Source organism: Streptomyces kronopolitis (genome assembly GCF_050953795.1).
Lineage (GTDB): Bacteria > Actinomycetota > Actinomycetes > Streptomycetales > Streptomycetaceae > Streptomyces > Streptomyces kronopolitis_A.
Map to the genome: position 1 here is coordinate 2,273,394 of NZ_CP191850.1, position 26,650 is coordinate 2,300,043.

Here is a 26,650-nt window from a genome sequence, read left to right on the forward strand (position 1 = left end):
GCGCTCCCACCGGCCCTCTTCCTGTCACCGTTCGGCTGCAGTCCGGGCGCGCGGCGGGCGCCGAGTTCGAGCTCGCGGATGTTGCTCGTAGACTCGTCTGCCGTGGATACGACCCTTCAGGACCCGCTCGTGGGCCAGCTGCTCGACGGCCGCTACCGCGTCCAGGCGCGCATCGCCGCCGGTGGCATGGCCACGGTCTACCAGGCGATCGACACCCGGCTGGACCGCGTCCTCGCGCTGAAGGTGATGCACCCCACCCTGGCCACGGACGGGGCGTTCGTGGACCGCTTCATCCGCGAGGCGAAGTCGGTCGCGCGGCTGTCGCACCCCAATGTGGTGGGCGTCTTCGACCAGGGCACGGACGGCACCTACGTCTATCTGGCGATGGAGTACGTCGCCGGCTGCACGCTGCGCGACGTGCTGCGCGAGCGGGGCGCCCTCCAGCCGCGGGCCGCGCTGGACATCCTGGAGCCGATCCTGGCGGCGCTGGGCGCCGCGCACCGCGCCGGGCTGGTGCACCGCGACATGAAGCCGGAGAACGTCCTGATCGGCGACGACGGCCGGGTCAAGGTCGCCGACTTCGGACTGGTGCGCGCGGTCGACACCCACACCACCGCCTCGACCGGCTCCGTCCTGGGGACCGTCTCCTATCTCGCGCCCGAGCAGATGGAGCACGGCACCGCGGACGCCCGGGTCGACGTCTACGCCTGCGGTGTGGTGCTCTACGAGATGCTGACCGGCACCAAGCCGCACACCGGCGGCTCGGTGGCGCAGATCCTCTACCAGCATCTGCACGAGGACGTCCTGCCGCCGTCCGGGCTGGTGCCCGGGCTGGCGCCGCAGCTGGACGAGCTGGTCGCGCTGGCCTGTGCCCGTGATCCGCAGCACCGCCCGCAGGACGCGGTGGCGCTGCTGTTCTGCGCGCAGGAGGCCCGCGCGCAGCTGACCGAGGCCCAGCTGGACGTGGTGCCGCCGCAGGCCAAGGAGGTGCCCGCGGGCGGCGACGGCGCGGAGCGCACGGACGTGATACCCCGGCCCGACGGCACGGTGGCGGGGGCCGGCGAGGCCGGGCTGGACCGCACCAGCCGGCTGGAGGTGCCGCCGGAGGAGCGGACCACCCGGCTGCGGCCGATGCCGGACGAGCCCGCCGCGCCGGGCGGCCGCGGGGTGCCGCGGCGCCGGCGGGGCCTGCTGACCGTGGTCGCGGCCGTGCTGCTGGCCCTGGGGCTGGGCGCGGGCGTCTGGTACATCAACTACGGCCAGTTCACCGCCGTGCCCGCGGTGCTGGACATGCCGCAGGCCAAGGCCGAGAAGGCACTGCGGGACGAGGGCCTGGGCGTGAAGGTGGTGCGCGGCTTCAGCGCGAACGTCGACCGCGGTCACGTCATGAAGACCGATCCGGCGACCGGCAAGCAGATCCGCGGCACCGGCACGGTGACCCTGACCGTCTCCCGGGGCCCGGACCACGTCGGCGTCCCCGACCTGTCCGGCACCCCGCTCGCCGACGCCAAGCGGAAGCTGCGCGACCTGGGGCTGGTCCCGGGCACCGTGAACCGCGCCTTCAACGACGAGGTCGCCAAGGGCTCGGTGATCCGCACGGACCCGGTCGCGGGCAGCCGGCGGCGGCCCGACACCGCGGTGGGGCTGACCGTCAGCCGGGGCGCCGAGGTCGCCGTGCCGGGGGTGCTCGGCAGCGAGCGCGCGGACGCCGCTGACACCCTGCGCGCGGCCGGCTTCCAGGTGCGCTTCGCCGACGAGCCGGTCTTCTCCACCCAGGACAAGGGCACCGTCGCCCGGCAGAACCCGGCCGAGGGCAGCACGGGCGGCAAGGGCGACACGGTCACCCTGACGCTGTCCAAGGGCCCGGAGATGGTCCCGGTCCCCGATGTGACCGGCAAGAACGTCGACGACGCCAAGAAGCAGCTGACGGATCTGGGCTTCCAGGTCGAGGTGAAGAAGCCGTTCTTCTTCCCGAAGGACACGGTCGACACCCAGTCCGTCGAGCCCGGGAAGACGGCGCCGAAGGGCGGCACGATCACCATCGAGCTCAAGGGCGGGCTGTAGGGAGCGGCTCGGCGGCCGTCCGGGGGACGGCCGCCGCCGGGCACCTGGCACTCTGAGGGGGTGAGTGATTCCCCCCAGGGCGCCGCGCTGCGCGCCCGTGCACGCAATCCGGTCGGCGGCCATGTCCCGGTGGCCGGCGGTCTGGCGAAGACCGGCCTTCCCTACGCCCGGGAGATGGGCGACGAGGTCGTCCAGGTCTTCGTGGCCAATCCGCGCGGCTGGGCGACGACGCCCGGCGACCCGCGGCAGGACGAGGCGTTCCGGGCGGCCTGCGCCGAGGAGCGCCTTCCCGTCTACGTCCATGCGCCGTATCTGATCAACTTCGGGTCGCACACCGAGGCCACGGTCGAGCGGTCCGTGACCTCACTGCGCCACTCGCTGCGCCGCGCCCGGGAGATCGGGGCACTCGGCGTGGTCGTGCACACCGGTTCGGCGACCGGCGGCCGCCCGCGGGACGTGGCGATGGCGCAGGTCAGGGAGCGGATGCGGCCGTTGCTCGACGAGCTGACGGAGCCGGACGACCCCTGGCTGCTGCTGGAGCCGACGGCCGGGCAGGGCGCCTCGCTGTGCGCGCTGGCCGAGGACCTCGGCCCCTACTTCGACGCGCTGGACCGGCATCCCCGGCTGGGGGTCTGCCTCGATACCTGCCACGCGTTCGCGGCCGGGCACGACATGGCGGCGCCGGGCGGGACGAAGGCGCTGCTGGACGAGCTGGTGGAGGTCACCGGCGAGGGCCGGCTGAAGCTGATCCACGCCAATGACTCCAAGGACGTGGCCGGCGCCCACAAGGACAGGCACGAGAACATCGGCGCGGGGCACATCGGCGCGGAGCCCTTCGGGGAGCTGTTCGGCCATCCCGCGACGGCCGGGGTCCCGCTGGTCGTGGAGACGCCCGGCGGCAAGGAGGGGCACGCGGCGGACGTGGCCCGCCTCAAGGAGCTGCGCGGGCGCTGACCCGGCGCCCGGCCGCGGACGGGATCAGAGCTCGGGGCCGTCCCCGGGCTCTTCCTGGTACGAGTAGCGCTGCTCCTGCCAGGGGTCACCCAGGTTGTGGTAGCCGCGCTCCTCCCAGAAGCCGCGGCGGTCGGCCCGCATGTATTCGATACCGCGGACCCACTTGGGGCCTTTCCAGGCGTAAAGGTGCGGCACGATCAGGCGGACCGGGAAGCCGTGCTCGGCGGTGAGGAGTTCTCCCGAGCGGTGGGTGGCGAAGAGGCAGTTCTCCGCGGCGAAATCCTCGATCCGCAGATTCGAGCTGAAGCCGTACTCGGCCCACACCATCACATGGGTGACATCGGGCGCCGGCGGCGCAAGATCAAGAATGGTCTTGGTGTGCACCCCGCCCCATTCGGCTCCCAGCATGCTGAATTTCGTCACGCAGTGCATATCGGCGACGACCGTGGTGTAGGGCAGCGCCATGAATTCCTCGTGTGACCAGCAGTGCTTGGCACCGTCGGCGGTCGCTCCGAACGCCCGGAACTCCCAGCGTTCGGGGCGGAACTTGGGGACCGGCCCGTAATGCGTCACCGGCCAGCCCCGCTGCAGCCGCTGCCCCGGAGGCAGCTGGGGATGTTCCCCTTCGCGGCTTTCCGGCTGACCCATGCCCTCCATGGTGTCAGACCGACGGGGGTGCCGATGACCAGGGATCGGAGGGATTGGGGCAACTCGCACTAAGCGTGCACTTACTGGACGCCCCGCTCCGGGCGGTGCGAGGATGCGCGGCACCTGCCCAGTTCTCGCGTGGAAGGAGCCCGCAGCCATGCAGGGCGACCCCGAGGTCATCGAATTCCTCAACGAGCAGCTGACCGCCGAGCTGACCGCGATCAATCAGTACTTCCTGCACGCCAAGATGCAGGAGAACTTCGGCTGGACCAAGCTCGCGGCGTACACCCGCTCCGAGTCCTTCGACGAGATGAAGCACGCGGAGATCCTGACGGACCGGATTCTCTTCCTGGAGGGTCTGCCGAATTACCAGCGGCTCTTCCATGTGCGGGTCGGCCAGACCGTCACCGAGATGTTCCAGGCCGACCGGCAGGTCGAGGTCGAGGCGATCGACCGGCTCAAGCGCGGAATCGAGCTGATGCGCACCAAGGGCGACATCACCTCGGCGAATATCTTCGAGGCCATCCTCGCGGACGAGGAGCATCACATCGACTATCTCGACACCCAGCTGGAACTGGTCGAGAAGCTCGGGGAAGCGCTCTACCTCGCCCAGCTCATCGAGCAGCCGAGCTGAGCGAGCGGGCCGGTGCGCGCGGCCGCCGGGAGGGCAGGGGATGATCCCCCTCATCCCCAGGCCGGCCGCACGGGCTAGGCGGCCTCCGAGAGCGCCGCGGGCTCCACTGCGGCCGCCACCGCGCCCAGCGGCTCGGGCGCGCCGCTGTCGATGAGTTCCCGGCGGGGGCAGTCACCCCGGCCCAGCAGGGCCTGGATGCGGCGTACGCAGTTGCCGCAGTCGGTGCCGGCCTTGCAGGCGGAGGCGATCTGACGGGGCGTGCAGGCACCGGTGTCCGCGTGATCGCGGACCTGCTGCTCGGTGATGCCGAAGCAAGAGCAGACGTACACGCGGGGGTCACCTCCGTAAGGGAACCTCATCGATCCGGCTGATCTTGAGTGAGGTTACCCTTACCTTACCTGGCCCGGCAGGGGCTGCACAACGCGGTGGGGCGCGGATCACAGGATCCGCGCCCCACCATTGTGTTGTCCCTGACCGTCAGTGCAGGTCAGCAGCCCACCGGCTCACTGGTCGCGGTACATCTCCGCCACCAGGAACGCCAGGTCGAGCGACTGGCTGCGGTTGAGCCGCGGGTCGCAGGCGGTCTCGTAGCGCTGGTGGAGGTCGTCGACGAAGATCTCGTCGCCGCCGCCCACGCACTCGGTGACGTCGTCACCGGTCAGCTCGACGTGGATGCCGCCGGGGTGGGTGCCGAGGCTCTTGTGGACCTCGAAGAAGCCCTTGACCTCGTCCAGCACGTCGTCGAAACGCCGGGTCTTGTGCCCGGAGGCCGCCTCGAAGGTGTTGCCGTGCATCGGGTCGCAGATCCAGGCGACCTGGGCACCGGAGGCGGTGACCTTCTCGACCAGCTCCGGGAGCTTGTCGCGGACCTTGTCCGCTCCCATGCGGGTGATGAAGGTCAGCCGGCCCGGCTCGCGCTCCGGGTCGAGCCGCTCGATCAGCGTCAGCGCGTCCTCGGGCGTCGTCGTCGGGCCGAGCTTGACGCCGATGGGGTTGCGCACCCGCGCGGCGAACTCGACGTGCGCGCCGTCGAGCTGACGGGTGCGCTCGCCGATCCAGAGCATGTGCCCGGAGACGTCGTAGAGCCGGCCGGTGCGGGAGTCGACCCTGGTCAGCGCCGACTCGTAGTCGAGGACCAGCGCCTCGTGCGAGGCGTAGAACTCGACGGTGCGGAACTCCTCCGGGTCCACCCCGCAGGCGTTCATGAAGTTCATCGCGCGGTCGATCTCGCGGGCCAGCGCCTCGTAGCGCTGTCCGGAGGGCGAGGACTTCACGAAGTCCTGGTTCCAGGCGTGCACCTGGCGCAGGTCGGCGTAGCCGCCGGTGGTGAAGGCGCGCACGAGGTTCAGGGTCGCCGCGGAGGCGTGGTACATCCGCTTGAGCCGCTCGGGGTCCGGGATCCGGGCCGCCTCGGTGAACTCGAAGCCGTTGACGGAGTCGCCGCGGTAGGTCGGCAGCGTCACCCCGTCGCGGGTCTCGGTGGGCTTGGAGCGCGGCTTGCTGTACTGGCCGGCGATCCGGCCGACCTTGACCACCGGGACGGACCCGGCGTAGGTCAGGACGGCGCCCATCTGCAGGAGCGTCTTGAGCTTGTTGCGGATGTGCTCGGCGGAGACGGCGTCGAAGGCCTCCGCGCAGTCGCCGCCCTGCAGCAGGAACGCCTCCCCACGGGCGACTGCCGCCAGGCGCTCGCGCAGCTGGTCGCACTCGCCCGCGAAGACGAGCGGCGGATAGGACTCGAGCTCCGCGATCACATCGCGCAGAGCCTCTTGGTCCGGCCAGTCAGGCTGCTGCGCCGCGGGCAGGTCTCGCCAGGTGTGGCCACCGGCGTGGGTTTCAGCGTTCACGGTCACAAAGCCAACATTACGGGGTCCCGCCCGGCGCCCCGTACGCCGCCCGGAGTGTGAGACGCGACGGCTCACGCCCGGCGGGGGCCGCGGGGCGTCCGGTAGGGTGAGCGGCATGCACGCGCACCCGGCCATGAACATGAACTGGTGGTGGACCGCTCATCCGGCGGCCCACTGATTTCGCGCGCACACCACACACTCCGCGAAGGCCGCCCGAGGGGCGGCCTTCAGCCTTTTCCGGCGGCCGTTCCTCCCCTCCTGGAAGGAACCCCCGACATGCACCGCGAGCCTGTCGCCCGCACCGACGCCGCCGCCCTCGTCCGCCGGCTGCTCGACCCGGCCTGCCCGCCGTTCGCCCTGCTGCGCCGCCGCTCGCCGGGGCGCGACGGCAGCACCGTCGAGGTGCTGACCGGCGAGGTCACCGAGGTCGAGCGGCTGGCCGACATCCCGCTGGGCGAGGGGGAGCCGGACGCCCCGACGGTTGACGCGCTGGCGCTGATCCCGTTCCGGCAGATCCGCGAGCGCGGCTTCCAGGTCCACGACGACGGCACCCCGCTGGCCGTGCTGCGGCCGCGGGAGAGTTGCGAGGTGGGGCTCGACGAGCTGCTGGCGGCGCTGCCCGCGCAGGACGTACGGGTGCGCGACGGGGCCTTCGACGTGGACGACGACGCCTACGCCGAGATCGTCGGGCGGGTGGTGCGGGACGAGATCGGCACCGGCGAGGGCGCGAACTTCGTGATCCGCCGGACCTTCCAGGGCGAGATCCCGGACTTCTCGGCGGCCGACGCGCTGGCGCTGTTCCGGCGGCTGCTGGCCGGTGAGCGCGGCGCCTACTGGACGTACGTGGTGCACCGCCCGGGAGTGCACACCCTGGTCGGCGCCAGCCCCGAGGTGCATGTGCGGATGTCCGGCGGCACCGTCGTGATGAATCCGATCAGCGGCACCTACCGCTACCCGGCCGGCGGCCCGACCGCCGAGAGCCTGCTGGCGTTCCTCGGTGACCGCAAGGAGGTCGAGGAGCTGTCCATGGTGGTGGACGAGGAGCTGAAGATGATGTGCACCGTCGGGGACCGGGGCGGGGTGGTCGTCGGGCCCCGGCTCAAGGAGATGGCGCATCTGGCGCACACCGAGTACGAGTTGCGCGGCCGCTCCACCCTCGATGTGCGCGAGGTGCTCAAGGAGACGATGTTCGCGGCGACGGTCACCGGGTCGCCGGTGCAAAACGCCTGCCGGGTCATCGAGCGGCACGAGCCGCTGGACGCCGACGGACGGGGCCGCGGCTACTACGCGGGCGCGCTGGCACTGATCGGCCGGGCCCCGGGCGACGGGCCGGACGGCGGCTGCGCCCGGACGCTGGACTCCCCCATCCTGATCCGCACCGCCGACATCTCGGCCGAGGGGCGGCTGCGGGTCCCGGTCGGCGCCACCCTGGTGCGCGCCTCCGACCCGTACGGCGAGGTCGCCGAGACCCACGCCAAGGCCGCGGGGGTGCTCAGCGCGCTGGGGGTGGCACCGGCGCCCGCACGGCCCGCGGACGGGACGAAGCCGCCGCGGCTGGCCGACGACCCGCGGGTGCGGGCCGCCCTCGACGCCCGCCGCGCCGACCTCGCGCCGTTTTGGCTGCGGATGCAGACCACCGCGCCGATCGCCGAGCTGAGCGGTGAGGCCCTGGTCATCGACGCGGAGGACACCTTCACCGCGATGCTGGCGCATCTGCTGCGCACCTCGGGGCTGTCCGTCACCGTGCGGCGCTTCGACGAGCCGGGGCTGCGCGAGGCCGCCCGCACGCACCGGGGCCCGATCGTCCTGGGACCCGGCCCGGGCAACCCCTGCGACGCCGCCGACCCCAAGATGCGCCTGCTGCGCTCGCTCACCGCCGAGCTGGTCGCGGAGCACCGGCACGGCCTGCTGGGGGTGTGCCTGGGGCATGAACTGCTCGCCGCGGAGCTGGGGTTGGAGGTCGTCCGCAAGGAGGTGCCCTTCCAGGGCGCGCAGGAGCGGATCGACTTCTTCGGACGCCCGGAGACGGTCGGCTTCTACAACACCTTCACGGCCCGCTGCGACGACACCACGGAGGCCGAACTCGCCATGCACCGCGTCGAGTTGAGCCGGGACGCACGGACCGGCGAGGTGCACGCGCTGCGCGGTCCGGGCTTCGCGGGCGTGCAGTTCCACCCCGAATCGGTACTGACCCTGGACGGCGCGGCCCTCACCGCGCAGCTGCTGGCAGCTGTCCTCGTGTGACCAGCATGTTCGCGTTGGTGCGGTGGGCCAGGTAGTCCTCGACGTTGGCCACGGTGGCCTCGACGATCTGGCCCACCGCCTCCTCCGTGAAGTACGCCTGGTGCGAGGTGACCAGCACGTTGGAGAAGGTCATCAGGCGGGCGAGGGTGTCGTCACCGATGACGTCCAGGGACTTGTCGGCGGAGAAGTAGGCGGCCTCCTCCTCGTAGACGTCCAGGGCTACGCCGGTGAGCCGGCCGGCCTTGAGCGTGTCGACGAGGGCCGCGGTGTCGACGAGCCCGCCGCGGCCGGAGTTGACCAGGATCGCGTCGTCCTTCATCTCGGCCAGCGCGGTGGCGTCGACGAGGTGCCGGGTGGCGGCCACCAGCGGGACGTGCAGGGTGATCAGATCCGCCTCGGCGAACAGCCGCTCCTGGGAGACGTACTCCATGCCCAGTGCGGCGCACCGCGGGTTCGTGGCGAGGTCCCAGCCCAGCAGGCGCATTCCGAAGCCGTGGGCGATCTCGGCGAAGGCCTCGCCGATCCGGCCGGTGCCGAGCACGCCCGCCGTGCGTCCGCGCAGGTCGCGGCCCATCAGGCCATCCAGCCGGAAGTCGAAGGTCCGGGTGCGGTGCCCTGCCGTGAGGAGCCGCCGGTTGACGGCCAGCGCGAGGCCCCAGGCGAATTCGGCGACCGCGTACGGCGAGTAGCGAGAGACCCGGCCGACGCTCATCCCGAGGTCGGCCGCGGCCTGGAGGTCGATGGTGTGGAAGCCGGTGGCGCGCTGGGCGATCATCTTCGTGCCGCCGGCCGCGAGGGTCTGGAGCACGTCCGCGCCCAGGTCGGCGGTGACGCCCGCGCTGACGATCTCGTAGCCGTGGGCGATGGGCGCGGTGTCGCGGTCGAGGGTGACGTCCAGGCTGCGGATCTGGTGGCGGCCGGCGAAGGCCCGCTCCAGGATCGGCCGCTCGTCCGTCTGCACGCCGAAGGCGACGATCTCCACTGGGCTCTCCCGGGTCCGTGCGCCGGCCGGCCGCCACCCGCCCTGCGGGCGAGCGGCCGGATATGTCGCGAAAGGGTGGATACCGCGAATATACGGCCCGCCGCCCGGCGGTGCCGCCGGGAGCGGGCGGGTGCGGCGCGGCGACCGGCGGGCGACGGCGGCCCGGTTCAGCCGAAGAAGACCCCGACCTCGGCGTAGAGCGCCGGATCGACGGTCTTCAGCCGGGCGGTCGCCTCCGCGATCGGCACCCGGACGATGTCCGTGCCGCGCAGCGCGACCATCTTGCCGAAGTCGCCGTCGCGCACCGCGTCGATGGCGTGCAGCCCGAAGCGGGTGGCCAGCCAGCGGTCGAAGGCGCTGGGGGTGCCGCCGCGCTGGGTGTGCCCGAGGACGGTGGTACGGGCCTCCTTGCCGGTCCGCGCCTCGATCTCCTTGGCCAGCCACTCCCCCACACCCGAGAGCCGGACATGCCCGAAGGAGTCCGTGGAGTCGTCCTTGAGCACCATCTGGCCGTCCTTGGGCATCGCACCCTCGGCGACGACCACGATCGGGGCGTAGCGGACCTTGAAGCGGGACTCGATCCACCGGCAGACCTGCTCGATGTCGAAGCGCTGCTCCGGGATCAGGATGACGTTCGCCCCGCCGGCCAGGCCCGAGTGCAGCGCGATCCAGCCGGCGTGCCGGCCCATCACCTCGACGACCAGGACCCGCATATGGGATTCGGCGGTGGTGTGCAGCCGGTCGATGGCCTCGGTGGCGACGCCGACGGCGGTGTCGAAGCCGAAGGTGTAGTCCGTGGCCGACAGGTCGTTGTCGATGGTCTTGGGGACGCCGACACAGGGGATCGCGTGCTCCGCGTGGAGCCGGGCGGCGACGCCGAGGGTGTCCTCGCCGCCGATCGCGATCAGCGCCTCGACCTCTTCCTTGGCGAGCGTCTCCCTGATCCGCCGGACGCCGTCGTTCACCTTGAAGGGGTTGGTCCGGGAGGATCCGAGGACCGTGCCGCCGCGGGGCAGGATGCCGCGCACCGCCGGGATGTCCAGCGGCACGGTGTCGCCCTCCAGGGGCCCGCGCCAGCCGTCCCGGAAGCCGACGAAGTCATATCCGTACTCCTGGGTGCCCTTGCGGACGATGCCCCTGATCACCGCGTTCAGACCGGGGCAGTCGCCGCCGCCGGTCAGCACTCCGACCCGCATCGCTGTCACCTACATCCCGTCAGTGGCCGCGCACGGCCGTCTTCGATCCGACGCCGGTCACGCTAATGGTGATCTGGGTCACTCAGGAATGGGGTAAACGGTGATGCCGGTGATTTACCGGGCATTTACCGGGCAGTTGAGGCGGGGCGTTCACCCGTACGAGCGGCTCCCTGCGGGTGGCGGCCGCTCCGGGCGGCGTCCGCGCCGCTCACGCCCCGTCGAGGCCGCGCTCGATGGCGTAGCGCACCAGCTCCACGCGATTGTGCAACTGGAGCTTGCCGAGGGTGTTCTGGACGTGGTTTTGCACCGTGCGGTGCGAGATGACCAGCCGCTCGGCGATCTGCTTGTACGAGAGTCCCTTGGCGACCAGGCGCAGCACCTCGGTCTCCCGGTCCGTCAACCGGGGTGCGCCCGGCTCGTCCGGGGCCGCGGGGGACGGTTCGGCCGCCAGCCGGCGGTACTCGCCCAGCACCAGCCCGGCCAGGCCCGGGGTGAAGACCGCGTCGCCGGCGGCCGTGCGCCGCACCGCGTCGAGCAGTTCCCCGGTGCTCGCCGACTTCAGCAGATAGCCCGTCGCCCCGGACTTGACCGCCTCCAGCACATCGGCGTGCTCAGCGCTCGCGGACAGCACCAGCACCCGCAGCACCGGGCGGGCGGCGACGAGTTCCTTGCACACCCGCACGCCGGGCAGCCCCGGCAGATTGAGGTCGAGGACCAGCACATCGGGTGCCGCGGCCTGCGCCCTGCGCACCGCCTGGAGACCGTCCCCGGCCGTCGCCACGACCTCGAACCCGGCCTCCGCCAGATCCCGGGCGACCGCGTCGCGCCACATCGGGTGGTCGTCGACCACCATGACCTTCAGCGCCGGCTGCTCGTTCACGTGCCTGCCCTCCCCCGCCGTCCGCCCTCGGACGCGCCGGACGCGCCCTTCCTGGGGACCGTCAATTCCACTTCCGTGCCCTGCCCGGGGACCGAGACCCACCGGGCGCTGCCGCCCAGCTCCCGCAGCCGGCCCCGGATCGACAGGGCCACGCCCAGCCGGCCCTCCCGCTCGGCGTCGGCGAGCCGGCCCTCGGCGATGCCCGGACCGTCGTCGCGGACGGTCACCAGCACCGCCTCCGGCTCGTCCTCCACCAGGATCCACGCCCGGGCGCCCTCCCCCGCATGCACCCGGACATTGTCCAGCGCGGCACTGACAGCGGCCGCCAGCTCCGCCGCGGCGGCGGCCGGCAGCTCCACCGGCGCACCCGGCTCGGAGAAGGTGACCCCGCGGCCGGCGAACGGCGCGAGCAGCGCCCGCACATCGCACGGCCCGGTGGCCGGTCCCGCCGGTGCGGTCGCGACGGGAGCCGCCTCGTCCTCCCGTGCCGGGTGCGGCACCGCGGGCGCGGCGCCCCCGGGCGGCCCTGCGGGCGGCAGCAGCCCGCCGGCGACCAGGGTCCGCAGCGCGACCTCCTGCTCACCGGCCATCCGGCCGAGGTCGGCCGCCTCGCCGCCGATCTCGTTGCCGCGCCGCTGCACCATCGCCAGCACCTGGAGCACACTGTCGTGGATGTCGCGGGCCAGCCGCTCCCGCTCCCGGGTGGCCGCCTCGATCTGCAGGGCGCGCGCGAGGGTGCGCTCGCTGGAGCGGGCCACCTCGACGACATAGCCGATGCCGACGCTGGCCACCCACACCAGCACCACGTTGTGGACGGTGTCGCGGGCCGGTTCCTGGCGCTCGACCAGATTGGCCACCGCCACGAAGCTGGAGGCCACCGCGGCCCAGCGCCAGCCGCCCTTGATCGCGAAGCCGAGGACCGCGCCCGCCGTCCAGATGGACGGCAGCGTCGGCCCGCCGCCCATGACGCGGGCGTGGCTGTCGACCAGCGGCGTGAGCAGGATGCCACCGACCGCGAAGGCGAGGTCGGCGGCCAGGAACCGCCGGGTGCAGCGCTCCGCCGACATCGTGCGCCGCCAGGTCAGCGCCATCCAGACGGTCAGCGCGCCCATGTACGCGGCGGCGCCGAGCGGATGGGCGTAGCGCCGGTAGGCGAGCGCGAACAGGCACAGGGCGTAGAGGAGGGTGAGGATCCGGTAGCCGGTGAGCGCCCGCCACAGCGGGAGTTCGACGGACATCCGCAGCACCTTCGCCGGGCGCTCGCCGCGGCGCCGGGCGGCCGGGGCCCCGCGCACCGTCCCGGTGCCCGTGTCGGAATCCGTGCCGGTATCCGTGTCGGTATCCGTCATCGCCGTCCCCCTCGCCGGGCGCCCGCGCCCGGTCTCGGCTCTGTCCGTGCTATTCGGCGGCCGCCTTCTTGGCCTGCTCCGCCTCGGCCTTCTTCTTCGCCTCCGCCGCCTTCGCGGCATCGGCGATCTGGCGCTTGGCCGCGGTCGCGTAGATGTCGACGTACTCCTGGCCGGACAGCTTCATGATCTCGTACATGACCTCGTCGGTGACCGACCGCAGGATGAAGCGGTCGCCCTCCATGCCCTGGTAGCGGGTGAAGTCCAGCGGCTTGCCGATACGGATGCCCGGCCGGATCATCTTGGGCACGACCTTGCCCGGCGGCTGCACCTTCTCGGTGTCGATCATCGCCACGGGGATGACCGGCGCCCCGGTGGCCAGCGCCACCCGTGCCAGGCCGCCCGGCTTGCCGCGGTAGAGCCGGCCGTCCGGGGAGCGGGTGCCCTCCGGGTAGATGCCGAACAGCTCACCGCGCTCCAGCACCTCGATGCCGCTCTTGATCGCCGCCTCGCCCGCGCCCCGGCCGCCGGAACGGTCGACCGGCAGCTGGCCCACGCCCTTGAAGAACGCGGCGGTCAGCTTGCCCTTCACGCCCGGCGAGGTGAAGTACTCGGCCTTGGCGATGAAGGTGACCTTCCGGTCCAGCACCGCCGGCAGGAAGAAGGAGTCCGAGAAGGACAGATGGTTGCTCGCGAGGATCGCCGGACCCTCGGCGGGGATGTTCTCGATGCCTTCCACCCAGGGCCTGAAGGCAAGCTTCAGCGACCCGCCGATGGAAAACTTCATTGCGCCGTAGATCAACCGACTGCCTCCTGTGTGTGACGCAAAGACCTTAACCTGCCGCGGTGGCCCGCTCGCGTCGCGCCCGTCGCCGGACCTACCCGCCCGCCGTCACTTTGCGTACCCTGGGGTAACTCGCCAGGCCCCCTCATCGATCGGAGTCCCGCGGTGCCGCTCCTTCCCGGAACCGAGCCGTTTCGCCGTGACGGCGGAGAGGTCGGCGTCCTCGTGTGCCACGGCTTCACCGGCTCCCCCCAGTCCGTCCGCCCCTGGGCCGAGTATCTGGCCGACCAGGGGCTCACGGTCAGCCTGCCGCTGCTGCCCGGTCACGGCACCCGCTGGCAGGACCTGCAGATCACGACCTGGCAGGACTGGTACGCCGAGGTCGACCGCGAACTGCGGGCGCTGACCGAGCGCTGCACCGCGGTCTTCGTCTGCGGCCTGTCGATGGGCGGCGCGCTGGCGCTGCGGCTGGCCGCCAAGCACGGCGACGCGATCAGCGGCGTCGCGGTGGTCAACCCCGCCAACAAGGTGCACGACGCGGCCGGCCCGCTGCTGCCGGTGCTGCGCCATCTCGTGCGGACGACCAAGGGGATCGCCAGCGACATCGCCAAGCCCGGTGCCGAGGAGGTCGGCTACGACCGGGTGCCGCTGCACGCCGCGCATTCGCTGCGCCGCTTCTTCCAGCAGGTCGACTCCGAACTCCCGCGCGTCACCCAGCCGTTGCTGGTGATGAGCAGCCCGCAGGACCATGTCGTCCCGCCGGTGGACTCCGAGCGCATCCTCAGCCGGGTCTCCTCGACCGACGTCCGCCAGACCCTGCTGGAGCGCAGCTACCACGTCGCGACGCTCGACCACGACGCCGGGCAGATCTTCGAGGACACCTTCGCCTTCATCACCCGGCTCGCCCCGCAGGCGGGGGCGGACGCGGCGGGCACCGCCCGGGAGGGGACGGCGGACCGTGGCGGAGCATAGCCCCCGCGACCCCCGGGACCCGCTGGACGAAGAGGCCGCCTGGGCCGAGATCGTGGCGGGCTACGGCGAACAGCCGGTGTTCCCCGTGGAGGACGTCCCCCGGGCGCCCACGGCCGGTGACGGAGCCGGCGACGGCGGCGGCGGCACGGAGGGGAAGACCGGGAAGGACACGGCGGAGGACCCCGGCGATCCGGGCGCGGCGGACGACAAGGCCACCGGCGGGACCGGGGCCGGGGACCCGCCGGCCGGCGCCGCGCGGCCGGGCAGCTTCGTGGTCTACGCGCCGGGCGTCGGCCCCCGCGACTGGAACGCCGCCGAGGGCTCCGACGACGACCTCGACGAGTCGGACGAGGGCCACTTCACCCCGCCCGAGCCACCCCCGCTGCCGCAGGCCGACGTCACCGCCAAGTTCGCCTGGATCGCGGTGCTCGGCGGCCCGTTGCTGCTGGTGACCATGGTGCTGCTCCAGCAGCCCGTGACGTGGTGGATCACGCTCCTGGGCATCGGCGGCTTCCTCGGCGGGTTCGCCACCCTGGTGGCCCGGATGAAGAACGACGACGAGGACGACGACCTGCCGGGCAGCGGCGCGGTGGTGTGAGTCAGCCCGGGGCCGGCACCCGCAGGGCCGCCAGCACCGGCAGGTGGTCGGTGGCCGCTTCGAGGTCGTCCTCGCCCACCCCCGGCAGCCCGTGCGGCACCCCGCAGCCGAGCACCTCCACCCCGTCGGTGGTGAAGATCGCGTCGATCCGCTGATGCGGGTCACCGGGCGTGGAGGTGAACTCCCCGCCCCACGGCGCAGCCGCCCAGGCATCCGTCAGCGCCCCCGCCAGCCGGCGGAAACTGCGGCCGTCCGGGCGGTCGTTGAGGTCGCCCCCGGCCACGGCGTACGGCACGTCCAGCGCGGCCAGGTGCTCCAGCAGCAGCCCGGCCTGCGTGTAGCGCTCCCGGTCGGCGAGGCTGAGATGGCAGCTGAGCACGCCGAGCCGGGCCCCGCCGATACGGACCACGGCGGTCGCGAAGCCGCGCCGGTGCAGTCCGGGGGTACGGGGCAGCAGGATGTCCTCGGTGCGCTCGACGTGGGCGCGCAGGGAGGACAGGATCATCGGGCCGGCGGCCGTGGCGCCGCCGGTGACGTGGACCAGTCCGCTCGCCCGGGCCAGCTTCTCGGCCGCCTTGCGCCAGCGGAAGAACCGCGGCGCCTCCTGGATCAGTACGAGGTCGGGGGCGCAGGCCCGGATGACCCTGGCCAACGCCGCCCGGTCGTCGCGCAGCGAGCGGATGTTGTAGCTGAGGACCCGGATCACGGCCGCGCCGCCGGGCCGCGCGGAGGCGCCGGTGCCGCGGCCGTCGGGCGCGGGGCCGGGCTCGGTACGGGACTCGGGGAGCGAGAGCAAGGCGGCGGGTCCTCTCACCGGGATCGTCACGCGGGCCAAGATAGAGCACCGCCCGCCGCCTCCCCCAGGGGACGCGACGGGCGGTGCCGGACGCGGTTGACGGCGGGCGTGACGGCCCGCGGGCTCCTCAGCCCTGGCGCGCCAGGTCGGCCGCGCCGACCAGGCCCGCCTTGCCGCCGAGCTGGGCGGCGAGCACCTGGGCGTGCGGGCGCCACTGGTTGCCGACCAGCCAGCGGCGGAAGGACTTGCGGATCGGCCCCAGGACCAGTTCGCCCTCGTCGGAGACGCCGCCGCCGACGATGAAGGCGGACGGGTCGAAGAGCGAGGCGAGGTCGGCGAGGCCGGCGCCGGCCCAGCGGGCCAGCTCACGGAACGAGTCGATGGCCACCGGGTCGCCCTGGCGGGCGGCCTCGCTGATGTGCCGGCCCTCGATGCCCTCGGAGGTGCCGTCGCCGAGCGACAGCAGGATCTGGGCGTTCTCCGGGGTGGCGAAGGCGCGCTGGCGGGCGTAGCGCAGCAGGGCGCGGCCGGAGGCGTACTGCTCCCAGCAGCCCTGGTTGCCGCAGCCGCACAGCAGTCCGTCGGGCACCACCCGGATGTGGCCGAACTCGGCGGCGACGCCGAACCGGCCGCGGCGCAGCTTGTTGCCGATGATGATGCCGCCGCCCAGGCCCGTGCCGAGGGTGATGCAGATGACGTCGCTGTGGCCCTGGCCGGCGCCGAAGCGGTACTCGCCCCAGGCCGCGGCGTTGGCGTCGTTCTCGACCACCACGGGCAGGCCGACGCGCTGTTCGACCTTGTCCTTGAGCGGCTCGTGGCGCCAGTCGATGTTCGGCGCGAACAGGACCGTGGCCCGCTTCTCGTCGACGTAGCCGGCGGCGCCGATGCCGACGGCCTCGACCTGGTGGCCGGCCCCCACGGTGCGCACCGCCTCCGCGATGGCCTCCGTCAGCGCCTCGGTGGCATGCGGAGTCTGCACCGTGCACGTTTCGAGGATCGCGCCCTCTTCGTCGACCACGCCGGCCGCGATCTTCGTGCCGCCGATGTCGACGCCGATGGTGAGTCCCATGTGTCCCTCAGATTTTCGCTCGAACCCCGCCGGGATCCACCGTACCGGAGGCGGGAGCGCCCGCCGCTCCCCTCAGCGGGCCGGCGGGAGGGGACGGGCGCCGGTGCGCGGGGGCGCCGGGCTCAGTCGAGGTCGATCCGCTCGGTGCCGGCGGGGCCGTCGTCGTCGCGGGGGTCGTCGTCGCGGCGGGCGCCGGGCCGGTCGTCGGCGTCCTCGCGGGTCCAGCGTCGTTCGCTGCCCTCGACGGCGGAGCGGTAGGCGGCGAGCAGTTCGGAGCCGGCCGCGGCGAGGTGGTCGAAGATGTCGGGGTTGCGCTCGATGACCGGCTCGACGGCTGCCCTGGCCTGCTTGAACAGCTGGTTGACGGCGCCCTGCGCGGCGATCCCGCCGAGCGCACCGGGCAGCTGGATGCCGGCGAGCTTGTCGGTGACCGCCTCGGCGAGCTTGCGCAGCTCCTCGGCGGCGCTGCCCGGCTGCGGGCCGTGGGCCTCGCGGTGGCGGACCTTCTCGGCCGCGAGGTCCTCGGCGCAGGCGGTCTCCCAGGCGTCGGCATCGGGCTCGGCCCTGCGGTCGGCGGGGCGCTCGGTGGCATCACTCATGAGGAACTCCGTGACTCCTGCGGCGAGGCAGTACGGCGAAGGGGTGCGGGACGGGCACGCCGGGGCGGCGCCCCACCCTCGACGGTACCCGAACGGCGGTGGCGCGTTCAGTCGCTCTTGGGCCACAGCCCGGGATCGGGGGTGAAGCGGATGTCCAGGACGCCGTCGCGCAGTCCGGCACCGGAGACCGAGCAGCGGCGCAGCGCCGAGGGCAGCGTACGGATCCGCCGGAAGCGGCCCACGGTGACCACGATCTCGTCGCCGCGGCGCACCAGGCCCAGGCCCCGGCGGTCGGCGCCGGGAAGCGGCACCCGCCAGACGAGGATGCCGTCGCTCTCCAGCCGGTCCTCGACCGTCCAGGGGTCGCGGCCGGGCCCCTCGGCGGGCGCGCCCGTGCCGCCCTCACCGGCTCCCCCGCCGGTCAACTCCTCCAGGGCGGCGGCGCCTTGGGGGTCGCCGCCCAGATGCGCCACCTCGTGGACGGGGACGTCGCAGAACTCCTCGCGCAGCGCCTTGAGGGCGGACTGCTGACTGCCGGAGAGGGCGGCGAGGAAGGGGTCGGCGGAGCCGGTGGGCAGCAGCCGGTTGACGATCAGGGCGTCGGTGCGCCGGCCGTGCAGCGCGAGTCCGGCACGGATCTCGCGCAGTGCGGCGGCGGCGACCGGTCCGGCGTCGGTGACCAGGCGGACGGAGGTGCCGGGGTCGTCGATCGCGCGCTGGACGTCGGCGAGTTCGCGCTCCCAGCGCTCGGCGGCGTCGTACAGCTTCTGGGCCGGCATCGGGACGCCGGCGAGCTGGGCGAGCACCGGGCGCAGCGCGCGGGCGGCCTGGCGCTCGGGGGGCAGCAGCCGGCGCAGATAGCGGCGCACCTGGGCCGGCAGCGCGAGCAGGCGGACCGTTTCGGCGGCCGGCGGCATGTCGACGACGACCAGGTCCCAGTCGTCCGAGGCGTGTGCCGCGCGCAGCGCCTGGAGCAGCGCGAAGTCCTCGGAGCCGGGGAGTTCGGTGAGTTCGTCCTCGTCGAGCGGGGCGGCGCCGAGCAGATCGAGGGCGGCGCCGGCGCGCTCCTGGAAGGCGAGGAACTCCCGACGGAAGCGGTCCGCGGGGTCGATGCGCCGGGCGTGCAGGCCGGGCGCTATCGGGGTGGGTGCGTCGGCGTCCAGGGGGACGCCCAGCACCGCTTCCGCCGCGCCGCCGCCGGTGGTGAGCAGCAGCGCCCGCCCGCCTCGCCGGGCGCCGGCCAGGGCGGTGGCGGCGGCGAGCGTGGTGCGGCCCGCGCCGCCGGGGCCCGTGACGAGGACGGTGCGCACGCTCAGAGCTTCTTGGCCTCGTCGGCGGGTGCGGCGCCGTCGGCGGGCTCCGCGGCGTGGCCGGCGGGGCCGCTCTCGACGCGCTTCTTCAGCCCGGCCAGCGCGCGGTCGATGATGACCTTCTCGGCCTTGCGCTTGATCATCCCGAGCATGGGGATCTTGACGTCGACGGTGAGCTGGTAGGTCACCTCGGTGCGCGCGCCGTTGCCCAGCGCGGCCACCCGGTAGGAGCCGTCGAGGGCTCGCAGCATCTGCGACTTGACCAGGGACCAGCTGACCTCGCTCTCGCCGGTCCAGGTGTACGCGAGGGTGTGGTCGTCCTTGATCGCCCCGGCGTCCAGCAGCAGGCGCACCTGGGAGGCGCGGCCGTGGTCGTCCTTCTCCAGGACCTCCGCCTCTTTGACCTCACCGGTCCATTCCGGGTAGCGGTCAAAGTCGGCGATCACTCCCATCACTTCGGCCGGTGCCGCCTCGATCGTGATGCTCGAGCTGGTGTGTTCGGCCATCGCCGTGACTCCTCCATGCCGATTCATGCCGGTCCGCCGACCCTTCCCCGAGCTCTCGGCTCCTGCCCCGCTCTCGGCTTCGCTTCGAGCGGAGGGACCCCGTGAGCCGGGGAGACCCCGTTGCGCGGTGTCTGTGCTGCTACAGGCTCCGAGGCTACCGCGCGGGAACCTGCGGGCGGACACCAGCAGGCCCGGCACGACGGGCCCGGCCGGCCACCGCGCCCCGCCCGGGCCGGGCGTGCACGGTCTCACCACTGCAGGACGTAGGGCGTACCGGTCGCGTTGAAGTGCCCGACATTGACGCATTCCGTGCCCCCGATCCGCACCCGCCGGGCCAGCGGCTGGTGCACATGGCCGAAGAGGGAGTAGCGCGGGCGGGTGGTGCGGATGGCGTGCAGCAGGGCCGCGCTGCCGCGCTCGAAGCGGCGGGCGACGGTGTCGTAGCAGAGTTCGGGCACCTCGGGCGGGATGTGGGTGCACAGCACGTCCACCTCGCCGACCGCCTCGATCTTGGCGGCGTACTCCTCGTCGCTGATCTCATAAGGGGTGCGCATGGGGCTGGTGAGGCCACCGCCGACGAAGCCGAAGACCCGGCCGCCGATCTCCACCCGCTGGCCGTCCAGGACGGTGGTGCCGGGCCGGGCGTACTCGGGCCACAGGCGAGGGATGTCGACGTTGCCGTAGGTGGCGTACGTGGGGGCGGGGAAGGCCGCGAAGAGTTCGGCGTACTGCCGGCGGACCGCGTCCTCGATGACGGACTCCCGGCTCGCGCCGGTGCGGTCGAGCTCGCCCCACAGCCGGCGGCCCAGGGCGCGGGCCTCCTCGAAGCGGCGGGCGGTGCGCAGTTCGACCAGGGCGCCGGCGTTCTCGGAGCCGAAGAGGTCGGGGAAGATGCCGCGCGAATGGTCGGCGTAGTCCAGGAAGAGGACCAGATCGCCGAGGCAGACCAGGGCATCGGCGCCCTCGCCGGCCGCCGCGAGGTCCCGGCTGTTCCCGTGTACGTCACTGACCACATGCACCCGCATGACGTCACCCTAAGTCGCCGGGGCGGGGGGCGGGAGGGGTGGTGGGACCTGGGGTTACTTTCGGGTCACCGACCCGCTGGTCTAGTCTGCGCGGGACAGTCCCCATGGCGTGTCCCGCAGCATGTGACGCATCGAACATCTGGCCGTTCCCCCCTATCCCGAGAGCAATACCCATGGGTAACGTCCGGGCAGTCCACTCTCCCCCCTGCATGATCATGGACCGCCGCCGGTGCACCACACAGCGTCGTGGCGCCGGCGCTTTTGAGGAGCAGCAGTCTTGCGCGAGTTCAGCCTTCCGGCCCTGTACGAGGTCCCCGCAGACGGCAATCTGACGGATCTTATCCGCCGAAATGCCGCGCAGCACCCGGATGTTGCCGTCATGGGACGCAAGGTGAACGGCGCATGGCAGGACGTCACCGCCACCGTCTTCCTCGCCGAGGTCCGCGCCGCCGCCAAGGGCCTGATCGCGTCCGGCGTGCAGCCCGGCGACCGGGTCGGCCTGATGTCGCGCACCCGCTACGAGTGGACGCTGCTGGACTTCGCCATCTGGAGCGCCGGGGCCGTCACCGTCCCGGTGTACGAGACCAGTTCGGCCGAGCAGATCCAGTGGATCCTCGGCGACTCCGGCGCGGTGGCCTGCCTGGTGGAGTCCCCCACCCACGAGGCGACCGTGGAATCGGTGCGCGACCGGCTGCCCGGCCTGGAGAACATCTGGCAGATCGAGCGGGACGCCATCGCCCGGCTCCAGGCCGCGGGCGCCGGCATCACCGATGACGAGGTGGAGGCGCGCAGCGCGCTGGCCGACGCCGACTCCCCCGCCACCATCGTCTACACCTCCGGCACCACCGGCCGCCCCAAGGGCTGTGTGCTCAGCCACCGCAGCTTCTTCGCGGAGTGCGGCAACATCGTCGAGCGGCTGCGGCCGCTGTTCCGCACCGGCGACTCCTCGGTGCTCCTCTTCCTCCCCATCGCGCACGTCTTCGGCCGGCTGGTGCAGATCGCCGCCGTGATGGCGCCCATCAAGCTGGGCCACGCCCCCGACATCAAGAACCTCACCGAGGACCTCGCCTCCTTCCGCCCGACGCTGGTCCTGGGCGTGCCGCGGGTCTTCGAGAAGGTCTACAACTCGGCGCGGGCCAAGGCGCAGGCGGACGGCAAGGGCAAGATCTTCGACAAGGCGGCGGACGTCGCGATCGCCTACAGCCGCGCGCTGGACGCCCCGGAGGGCCCGGCGCTCGGCCTGAAGCTGAAGTACAAGGTCTTCGACCGGCTGGTCTTCAGCAAGCTGCGGGCCGTCCTCGGCGGCCGCGCCACCCACGCCATCTCCGGCGGCGCCCCGCTGGGCGAGCGCCTGGGCCACTTCTACCGCGGCATCGGCTTCACCGCCCTGGAGGGCTACGGCCTGACGGAGTCCTGTGCGGCGACCGCGTTCAACCCCTGGGACCGGCAGAAGATCGGCACCGTCGGTCAGCCGCTGCCCGGCTCGGTGGTGCGGATCGCCGACGACGGCGAGGTGCTGCTGCACGGCGAGCACCTCTTCACCGAGTACTGGAACAACCCCTCGGCCACCAAGGAGGCGCTGTCCGACGGCTGGTTCCACACCGGCGACCTCGGCACCCTCGACGAGGACGGCTACCTCGCCATCACCGGCCGCAAGAAGGAAATACTGGTCACCGCGGGCGGCAAGAACGTCGCCCCCGCCGTCATCGAGGACCGCATCCGGGCGCACGCCCTGATCGCCGAGTGCATGGTCGTCGGTGACGGGCGGCCGTTCATCGGCGCGCTGATCACCCTCGACGAGGAGTTCCTGCCCCGCTGGGCCGAGGAGCACGGCCACCCCGCCGGGGTGACGCCGTCCCAGGTCGCCGAGGACCCGGAGCTGCTGGCCGCCGTCCAGCGCGCCATCGACGACGGCAACGCGGCGGTCTCCAAGGCCGAGTCGGTGCGCAAGTTCCGCATCCTTCCGGCCCAGTTCACCGAGGAGTCGGGCCATGTCACCCCGTCGCTGAAGCTCAAGCGGAACGTGGTCGCGAAGGACTTCGCGGAGGAGATCGAGGCGATCTACCGGTCCTGAGCGGACCGGCCGGACACACCGGGATCCGCCGTCGTGGCCCCTGCCACGGCGGCGGATCCCGTGTGCCGTGCTACAGGAGTTCCTTCAGCCGCTCCGCGAGCAGGTCCCAGCGCCACTTCTCCTCCACCCAGGCGCGGCCGCGGGCACCCATCGTGCGGCGCAGGGCCGGGTCACGGAGCAGGGTGATCAGGCGCTCGGCGGTCGGCGCCGGGGACCCGCCGGGGACCACCCAGCCCGTCTCGCCGTCCAGGACGGCGTCGGGGGCGCCGCCCGAGTCGCCCGCCACCACGGGGAGTCCGGTCGCGGAGGCCTCCAGGTAGACGATGCCCAGCCCCTCGACGTCGAGACCGCCGCGGCGGGTGCGGCACGGCATCGCGAAGACATCGCCCGCGCCGTAATGCGCCGGCAGCTCCTCCCACGGGACCGCGCCGGTGAAGCGCACCGCGTCCCCGACGCCCCTGGCGGCGGCCAGCGCGTGCAGGTCCTTCTCGTACGGGCCGCCGCCGACGATCAGCAGGACGGCGTCGGGCACCGCGGCCAGGACGGCCGGCATCGCCTCGATCAGGGTGTCCTGGCCCTTGCGCGGGACGAGCCGGGAGACACACACCACCACCGGCCGGTCGGCGAGGCCGAGCCGGGCCCGTACCTCGTCGCCGCCCGAGCCGGGGTGGAAGGTCTTCTCGTCGACGCCGGGCGGGAGTGGGACCATCCGCGCGGCGTCCCGGGGGGCGAGCGCGCCGGCGATCCGGCTGCGGGTGTACTCGCCGAGGTAGGTGAGGGTGTCGGTGCCCGCGCCGATCCGGCGCAGCAGCTGCCGGGCGGCCGGCAGCTGCGCCCAGCCCGCCTCGTGGCCGTGGGTGGTCGCCACGAGGCGCCGGGCGCCGGCCGCACGGAGCGCGGGCGCCATCAGCCCGAGCGGCGCCGCCGCGCCGAACCACACCGAGGAGCAGCCGTGTGCGCGCAGCAGCGCGGTGGCCCGCCGGGTCACCCGCGGGGTGGGCAGCAGCATCGTCGTGCGGTCCCGGATCACCGGGAAGGGCTGCTCGGCGTCGAAGGCGGCGGTGGCCGCGCGGCCCTCCGCGCCGCGCTTCCAGGTCGAGGCGTAGACGACGACCTCGGAGGGGTCCAGCCGCAGCGCCATGCTGTGCAGAAAGGCCTGGATGCCGCCGGGCCGGGGCGGGAAGTCGTTCGTGACGATCAGGGTCTTGTGCACGATGGTCTCTCGGCGGTCGGTCCGGGCGGGCGGTCTCGGCGGTGCGGGCCCGACAGTACCGGGCGGCCGCCGGACCGGGGCCGCCCGCCCCGCCACCCCCGTCCCTCCCGGACGGTCATGACGGGCCGCCCTCCGGGATCGGGCAGACTGCACGGACGGGAATCGGCGGACCGGACGCCGTGACCCCGGCGCCGCCCGCGGCGCCGGCGGGCCCGCGACGAGCGCGACGAGGTGACGACGATCAGGACCGGCACGGTACGTGAGGTGTGGCTCCCGGTGGGGGCATGGGCCGTGACCCGGGCCGTGGTGCTGCTGTGCGTCCTGCGGGTGCTGGTGCTGCCCGGTCCGGATGTCACCACCGATGTCTCGGTGATCTACCAGGGCTGGTGCGACGTCCTGCGCTCCGGCACCTTCCCGCGGGCCGATGTGACCTGGCAGTACCCGCCGGCCGCCGCCCTCGCGATCCTCTCCCCCGGTCTGCTGCCGTTCCTGGACTACGCCCCGGCGTTCTTCACCCTGGTCCTGCTCACCGACGCCGTGGTGCTGGCGCTCTTCCTGCGGGCCGGCCGGCGCCCCGGCCACCGCCCGGCCGGGGCCTGGGTGTGGATCGCGGGGGTGGCGCTGCTGGGCCCGACCGCCTACGCCCGCTACGACCTGATGGTCACCGCGGTCGCCGTCGCGGCGCTGTTCGCCGCCGTGCGCCGGCCGCGGGTGGCGGGCGCGCTGATCGCCTTCGGCGCGCTGCTGAAGGTCTGGCCCGCGCTGCTGCTGACCGGGGCCGCGGTGCGCGGCCGGCGGGCCCGTGCGCTGTGGTGGAGCGCGGCCGCCACCGCCGCCGGGCTGACCCTGTTCTTCGTCGCCGCCGCTCCGGGCGCGCTGGCCTTCCTCACCTTCCAGCGGGACCGCGGGACGGAGGTCGAGTCGCTCGGCGCCCTGGTCTTCCACGTCGCCCGCCACTTCGGCTGGCCGGGCCAGGTGCTGCTGAACTACGGCTCGCTGGAGTTCCTCGGGCCGGGCGTCGCCCTGGCCGGCACCGTCGCGCTCACGCTGAGCCTGGTGGCCGCGGGCTGGCTGTTCCTGTGGCGGGTGCGGGCCCGCACGCCGGGCCCGGCGACGCTGTGCGAGGCGGCCTTCACCGCGACCCTGCTGTTCACGACCACCAGCCGGGTGATCAGCCCGCAGTACATGCTGTGGCTGGTGGGGCTGGCCGCGGTGTGCGTGACCGTCCGCGGGTGCCGCCAGACCCCGCCGGCGGTGCTGGTGCTGCTCGCCACCGGGGTCACGCTGCTGGAGTTCCCCGTCCGGTTCGCCGATGTCGTCTCCAGCGCTCCGACGGGCATCGCCCTGCTGGTCGTGCGCAACGGGCTGCTGGTCGCCGCCTCGCTCCTGGCCTGCCGCCGGCTGTGGGTCTCGGTACGGGACGACGGGCCCGGGGAGGACCTGCCCGCCGGGGGCGCCGGCGTGGTCGGCGCCCGCACACCGGCCGACGGGACCGCTGCCGCCGCGCCGCCGCTCACCGCCGCAGCTGCTGCCGTACGAAAGCGCGCCACCGGCGGGTGAACTCCCCCATGCTGATGCCCAGTTGGGTGCGCATGGCGCGGTCCGTGCGGTCGGTGCGGGACGGCGGCCTGTGCCCGGTACCGGCCGCCGGCCAGGCCGGACCGGTGCCCGGCGTCGCGGCGGTGGCCGCCTCCATCGGCGCCCCCGTGCCCCCGCTCGCGACCCGGATCGCGCTCTTGCCGGCCGCCTTGTAGAAGGCGATCAGCTTGGCCTCGCCCCACTTCTCCGCGATCATCCGGCAGGCCAGCCAGCTGCCCTCGTACGCCTTCGCCAGCCGGTCGGCGCCGGCCCGGAAGCCGAAGTCCTCGTCGGTCGGCAGCCGGGCCGGGAGCTTGCCGCCGGCGACCGCGCGGGTGAGTTCGGGGGCGGTGGTGACGGCCTTGTGGCGGATGCCGCGGTAGGCGACCCAGTCGGCGAAGCCCTCGGAGAGCCACAGCGGGGTGGCCGGGGTGGTGGCCGTGCGGGTGGCGACATGGGTGGTCTCGTGGGTGAGCACCACCTCGCGGCCCAGGTCGTTCAGCTCCTCGTAGGCGTCCGGGTTGACGATCACGCGGTCCGCGGGCGCGGCCGTCTCGACGCCCGCCTCCCCGGTCGTGACCGCCGCGATCCCGGTGTAGCCCGACGGGTCGTCGCTGCCCATCAGCTGCGCCATCCGCTCGACCGTGTCCGGCGCCTCCACCACGACCTTGCGCGCCCACTTCCCCTTCCAGGCCGCGGAGACCGCGGGCACCGCCCGGTCCACCCGGCGCGCCAGGTCCTTCAGCCGCCCCGGATGCGCGGTACCGCCGAGGACCAGGCTGTGCTTGCCGCGCACCAGCCGCACCGGGCCCTGGTCCCACAGCTGCCGGGTGCCGGTGCGGCCCTCGTCGGCGCCGTCGGTGTCGGAGGAGATCAGCCAGCGGCCGTCGCGCTCGGTCAGGGTGAGGTACTGCACGGAGTGCACCGGGGCGGTGTCATAGCCCTTGAGGCGGTAGCGCAGCCGCACCTTCGCGGCCAGCCGGGTACCGCCGCCGGACGGGAGCGGGAAGGCGCCGGTCGAGTCGAGGTCGTAGTGCCAGTCGGCCAGCGGGACGCCCGCGAGGTGGGCGAACATCGCGCGCTGCCGGCCGCGGTAGCCGGTGGCCCGCGGGTCGACGGAGGCGAGGAAGGCCGCCGCGTCCCGCTTGCGCACGGCCTGCGCACGGGTGTCGAGCATCCGCTGGACGTCCGGGAAACGGGCCGGCGTGGAGGCCGTCGGCGCACAGCCGGCCAGCGGGGCGAGCAGCGCGAGGGCCAGGGCGGCACACCCCGCCGCCCCGGCCCGCGACAGCCGCGCCGCCACCCTCTGCTCCGACATGCGGACGATCGTA

At 73.3% G+C, this 26,650-nt stretch carries 24 protein-coding genes; 8 read left to right on the top strand and 16 right to left on the bottom strand.

What is annotated here, in order from left to right:
* Positions 1-102 precede the first annotated feature (102 nt).
* A complete protein-coding gene (gene pknB / locus ACQP17_RS09935) occupies positions 103-2,064 on the top strand; it encodes a Stk1 family PASTA domain-containing Ser/Thr kinase (protein ID WP_433855927.1) in 1,962 nt (653 codons plus the stop codon).
* 60 nt (positions 2,065-2,124) lie between these two features.
* Positions 2,125-3,018 (top strand): deoxyribonuclease IV, encoded by an 894-nt coding sequence (locus tag ACQP17_RS09940; RefSeq protein ID WP_433855928.1) that lies wholly within the window; start codon positions 2,125-2,127, stop codon positions 3,016-3,018.
* Between the two features lie 24 nt (positions 3,019-3,042).
* On the opposite strand, the gene ACQP17_RS09945 is transcribed toward ACQP17_RS09940, so the two are convergent.
* Positions 3,043-3,675, bottom strand: a complete 633-nt coding sequence (locus ACQP17_RS09945; RefSeq protein WP_433855929.1) for a sulfite oxidase-like oxidoreductase — start codon at positions 3,673-3,675, stop codon at positions 3,043-3,045.
* Between the two features lie 148 nt (positions 3,676-3,823).
* Here ACQP17_RS09945 and bfr point away from each other — a divergent pair, with 148 nt between their 5' ends.
* Positions 3,824-4,300: a bacterioferritin gene (gene bfr, locus ACQP17_RS09950; RefSeq protein WP_433855930.1), complete on the top strand. Its 477-nt coding sequence runs from the start codon at positions 3,824-3,826 to the stop codon at positions 4,298-4,300.
* Positions 4,301-4,374: 74 nt separating this feature from the next.
* On the opposite strand, the gene ACQP17_RS09955 is transcribed toward bfr, so the two are convergent.
* Positions 4,375-4,629: a (2Fe-2S)-binding protein gene (locus ACQP17_RS09955; protein WP_388415584.1), complete on the bottom strand. Its 255-nt coding sequence runs from the start codon at positions 4,627-4,629 to the stop codon at positions 4,375-4,377.
* Positions 4,630-4,803: 174 nt separating this feature from the next.
* Positions 4,804-6,153: a class II 3-deoxy-7-phosphoheptulonate synthase gene (locus tag ACQP17_RS09960; protein WP_433855931.1), complete on the bottom strand. Its 1,350-nt coding sequence runs from the start codon at positions 6,151-6,153 to the stop codon at positions 4,804-4,806.
* A gap of 270 nt (positions 6,154-6,423) precedes the next feature.
* Here ACQP17_RS09960 and ACQP17_RS09965 point away from each other — a divergent pair, with 270 nt between their 5' ends.
* Positions 6,424-8,391 (top strand): anthranilate synthase family protein, encoded by a 1,968-nt coding sequence (locus tag ACQP17_RS09965; RefSeq protein WP_433855932.1) that lies wholly within the window; start codon positions 6,424-6,426, stop codon positions 8,389-8,391.
* On the opposite strand, the gene ACQP17_RS09970 is transcribed toward ACQP17_RS09965, so the two are convergent.
* From ACQP17_RS09970 to ACQP17_RS09990, 5 genes are all read right to left on the bottom strand, one after another.
* The gene (locus ACQP17_RS09970) at positions 8,357-9,373 is read right to left on the bottom strand and encodes a 2-hydroxyacid dehydrogenase (protein ID WP_433855933.1); all 1,017 of its coding nucleotides are present in this window, start codon (positions 9,371-9,373) and stop codon (positions 8,357-8,359) included. The genes ACQP17_RS09965 and ACQP17_RS09970 overlap by 35 nt on opposite strands.
* Before the next feature lie 167 nt (positions 9,374-9,540).
* Positions 9,541-10,569 (bottom strand): 6-phosphofructokinase, encoded by a 1,029-nt coding sequence (locus ACQP17_RS09975; protein WP_433855934.1) that lies wholly within the window; start codon positions 10,567-10,569, stop codon positions 9,541-9,543.
* Positions 10,570-10,777: 208 nt separating this feature from the next.
* Positions 10,778-11,422 (bottom strand): response regulator, encoded by a 645-nt coding sequence (locus tag ACQP17_RS09980; RefSeq protein ID WP_433859874.1) that lies wholly within the window; start codon positions 11,420-11,422, stop codon positions 10,778-10,780.
* Positions 11,423-11,445: 23 nt separating this feature from the next.
* Positions 11,446-12,798, bottom strand: coding sequence for a MacS family sensor histidine kinase (macS, locus tag ACQP17_RS09985; protein ID WP_433855935.1), 1,353 nt, complete (start codon positions 12,796-12,798; stop codon positions 11,446-11,448).
* A gap of 49 nt (positions 12,799-12,847) precedes the next feature.
* A complete protein-coding gene (locus tag ACQP17_RS09990; protein ID WP_433855936.1) occupies positions 12,848-13,582 on the bottom strand; it encodes a lysophospholipid acyltransferase family protein in 735 nt (244 codons plus the stop codon).
* Between the two features lie 162 nt (positions 13,583-13,744).
* On the opposite strand from ACQP17_RS09990, the gene ACQP17_RS09995 reads away from it, so the two are divergent.
* On the top strand, positions 13,745-14,551 hold the full coding sequence (locus ACQP17_RS09995; protein ID WP_433855937.1) for an alpha/beta hydrolase: 807 nt from the start codon (positions 13,745-13,747) through the stop codon (positions 14,549-14,551).
* Entirely contained in the window at positions 14,538-15,149 is a 612-nt protein-coding gene (locus ACQP17_RS10000) for a hypothetical protein (RefSeq protein ID WP_433855938.1), read from the top strand. The genes ACQP17_RS09995 and ACQP17_RS10000 overlap by 14 nt, the downstream gene beginning before the upstream one ends.
* Before the next feature lies 1 nt (position 15,150).
* On the opposite strand, the gene ACQP17_RS10005 is transcribed toward ACQP17_RS10000, so the two are convergent.
* The 6 genes from ACQP17_RS10005 to ACQP17_RS10030 form a co-directional block, all read right to left on the bottom strand.
* Complete coding sequence (locus tag ACQP17_RS10005) at positions 15,151-15,945, bottom strand: endonuclease/exonuclease/phosphatase family protein (RefSeq protein WP_433859875.1); 795 nt, start codon at positions 15,943-15,945, stop codon at positions 15,151-15,153.
* 127 nt (positions 15,946-16,072) lie between these two features.
* The gene (locus tag ACQP17_RS10010) at positions 16,073-17,014 is read right to left on the bottom strand and encodes an ROK family glucokinase (protein ID WP_433855939.1); all 942 of its coding nucleotides are present in this window, start codon (positions 17,012-17,014) and stop codon (positions 16,073-16,075) included.
* A 122-nt stretch (positions 17,015-17,136) separates the two neighbouring features.
* Positions 17,137-17,613, bottom strand: a complete 477-nt coding sequence (locus ACQP17_RS10015) for a DUF5304 domain-containing protein (RefSeq protein WP_433855940.1) — start codon at positions 17,611-17,613, stop codon at positions 17,137-17,139.
* Between the two features lie 107 nt (positions 17,614-17,720).
* On the bottom strand, positions 17,721-18,923 hold the full coding sequence (locus ACQP17_RS10020) for an ArsA family ATPase (RefSeq protein WP_433855941.1): 1,203 nt from the start codon (positions 18,921-18,923) through the stop codon (positions 17,721-17,723).
* 2 nt (positions 18,924-18,925) lie between these two features.
* Complete coding sequence (locus ACQP17_RS10025) at positions 18,926-19,429, bottom strand: SRPBCC family protein (RefSeq protein ID WP_433855942.1); 504 nt, start codon at positions 19,427-19,429, stop codon at positions 18,926-18,928.
* A 248-nt stretch (positions 19,430-19,677) separates the two neighbouring features.
* Positions 19,678-20,454 carry a metallophosphoesterase family protein gene (locus ACQP17_RS10030; RefSeq protein ID WP_433855943.1) on the bottom strand — a complete coding sequence of 259 codons (777 nt, stop codon included), beginning with the start codon at positions 20,452-20,454 and terminating at the stop codon, positions 19,678-19,680.
* Positions 20,455-20,731: 277 nt separating this feature from the next.
* On the opposite strand from ACQP17_RS10030, the gene ACQP17_RS10035 reads away from it, so the two are divergent.
* Positions 20,732-22,528 (top strand): AMP-dependent synthetase/ligase, encoded by a 1,797-nt coding sequence (locus ACQP17_RS10035; RefSeq protein ID WP_433855944.1) that lies wholly within the window; start codon positions 20,732-20,734, stop codon positions 22,526-22,528.
* A 70-nt stretch (positions 22,529-22,598) separates the two neighbouring features.
* Here ACQP17_RS10035 and ACQP17_RS10040 read toward each other — a convergent pair whose 3' ends face one another.
* The gene (locus ACQP17_RS10040; protein ID WP_433855945.1) at positions 22,599-23,741 is read right to left on the bottom strand and encodes a glycosyltransferase family 4 protein; all 1,143 of its coding nucleotides are present in this window, start codon (positions 23,739-23,741) and stop codon (positions 22,599-22,601) included.
* Between the two features lie 231 nt (positions 23,742-23,972).
* Here ACQP17_RS10040 and ACQP17_RS10045 point away from each other — a divergent pair, with 231 nt between their 5' ends.
* Positions 23,973-25,301, top strand: coding sequence for a glycosyltransferase 87 family protein (locus ACQP17_RS10045; protein WP_433855946.1), 1,329 nt, complete (start codon positions 23,973-23,975; stop codon positions 25,299-25,301).
* Here the strand turns inward: ACQP17_RS10045 and ACQP17_RS10050 are convergent.
* Entirely contained in the window at positions 25,255-26,637 is a 1,383-nt protein-coding gene (locus ACQP17_RS10050; protein WP_433855947.1) for a hypothetical protein, read from the bottom strand. The genes ACQP17_RS10045 and ACQP17_RS10050 overlap by 47 nt on opposite strands.
* Between the last annotated feature and the right edge of the window lie 13 nt (positions 26,638-26,650).

What these genes read in the sequence shown, in the direction of transcription:
- ACQP17_RS09945 (WP_433855929.1), bottom strand. Translation starts at nt 3,675, where the DNA reads ATGGAGGGCATGGGTCAGCCGGAAAGCCGCGAAGGGGAACATCCCCAG.
- bfr (WP_433855930.1), top strand. Translation starts at nt 3,824, where the DNA reads ATGCAGGGCGACCCCGAGGTCATCGAATTCCTCAACGAGCAGCTGACC.
- ACQP17_RS09965 (WP_433855932.1), top strand. Translation starts at nt 6,424, where the DNA reads ATGCACCGCGAGCCTGTCGCCCGCACCGACGCCGCCGCCCTCGTCCGC.
- ACQP17_RS09975 (WP_433855934.1), bottom strand. Translation starts at nt 10,569, where the DNA reads ATGCGGGTCGGAGTGCTGACCGGCGGCGGCGACTGCCCCGGTCTGAAC.
- ACQP17_RS09980 (WP_433859874.1), bottom strand. Translation starts at nt 11,422, where the DNA reads ATGGTGGTCGACGACCACCCGATGTGGCGCGACGCGGTCGCCCGGGAT.
- macS (WP_433855935.1), bottom strand. Translation starts at nt 12,798, where the DNA reads ATGACGGATACCGACACGGATACCGGCACGGATTCCGACACGGGCACC.
- ACQP17_RS09990 (WP_433855936.1), bottom strand. Translation starts at nt 13,582, where the DNA reads ATGAAGTTTTCCATCGGCGGGTCGCTGAAGCTTGCCTTCAGGCCCTGG.
- ACQP17_RS10010 (WP_433855939.1), bottom strand. Translation starts at nt 17,014, where the DNA reads ATGGGACTCACCATCGGCGTCGACATCGGCGGCACGAAGATCGCGGCC.
- ACQP17_RS10015 (WP_433855940.1), bottom strand. Translation starts at nt 17,613, where the DNA reads ATGAGTGATGCCACCGAGCGCCCCGCCGACCGCAGGGCCGAGCCCGAT.
- ACQP17_RS10025 (WP_433855942.1), bottom strand. Translation starts at nt 19,429, where the DNA reads ATGGCCGAACACACCAGCTCGAGCATCACGATCGAGGCGGCACCGGCC.
- ACQP17_RS10030 (WP_433855943.1), bottom strand. Translation starts at nt 20,454, where the DNA reads ATGCGGGTGCATGTGGTCAGTGACGTACACGGGAACAGCCGGGACCTC.
- ACQP17_RS10050 (WP_433855947.1), bottom strand. Translation starts at nt 26,637, where the DNA reads ATGTCGGAGCAGAGGGTGGCGGCGCGGCTGTCGCGGGCCGGGGCGGCG.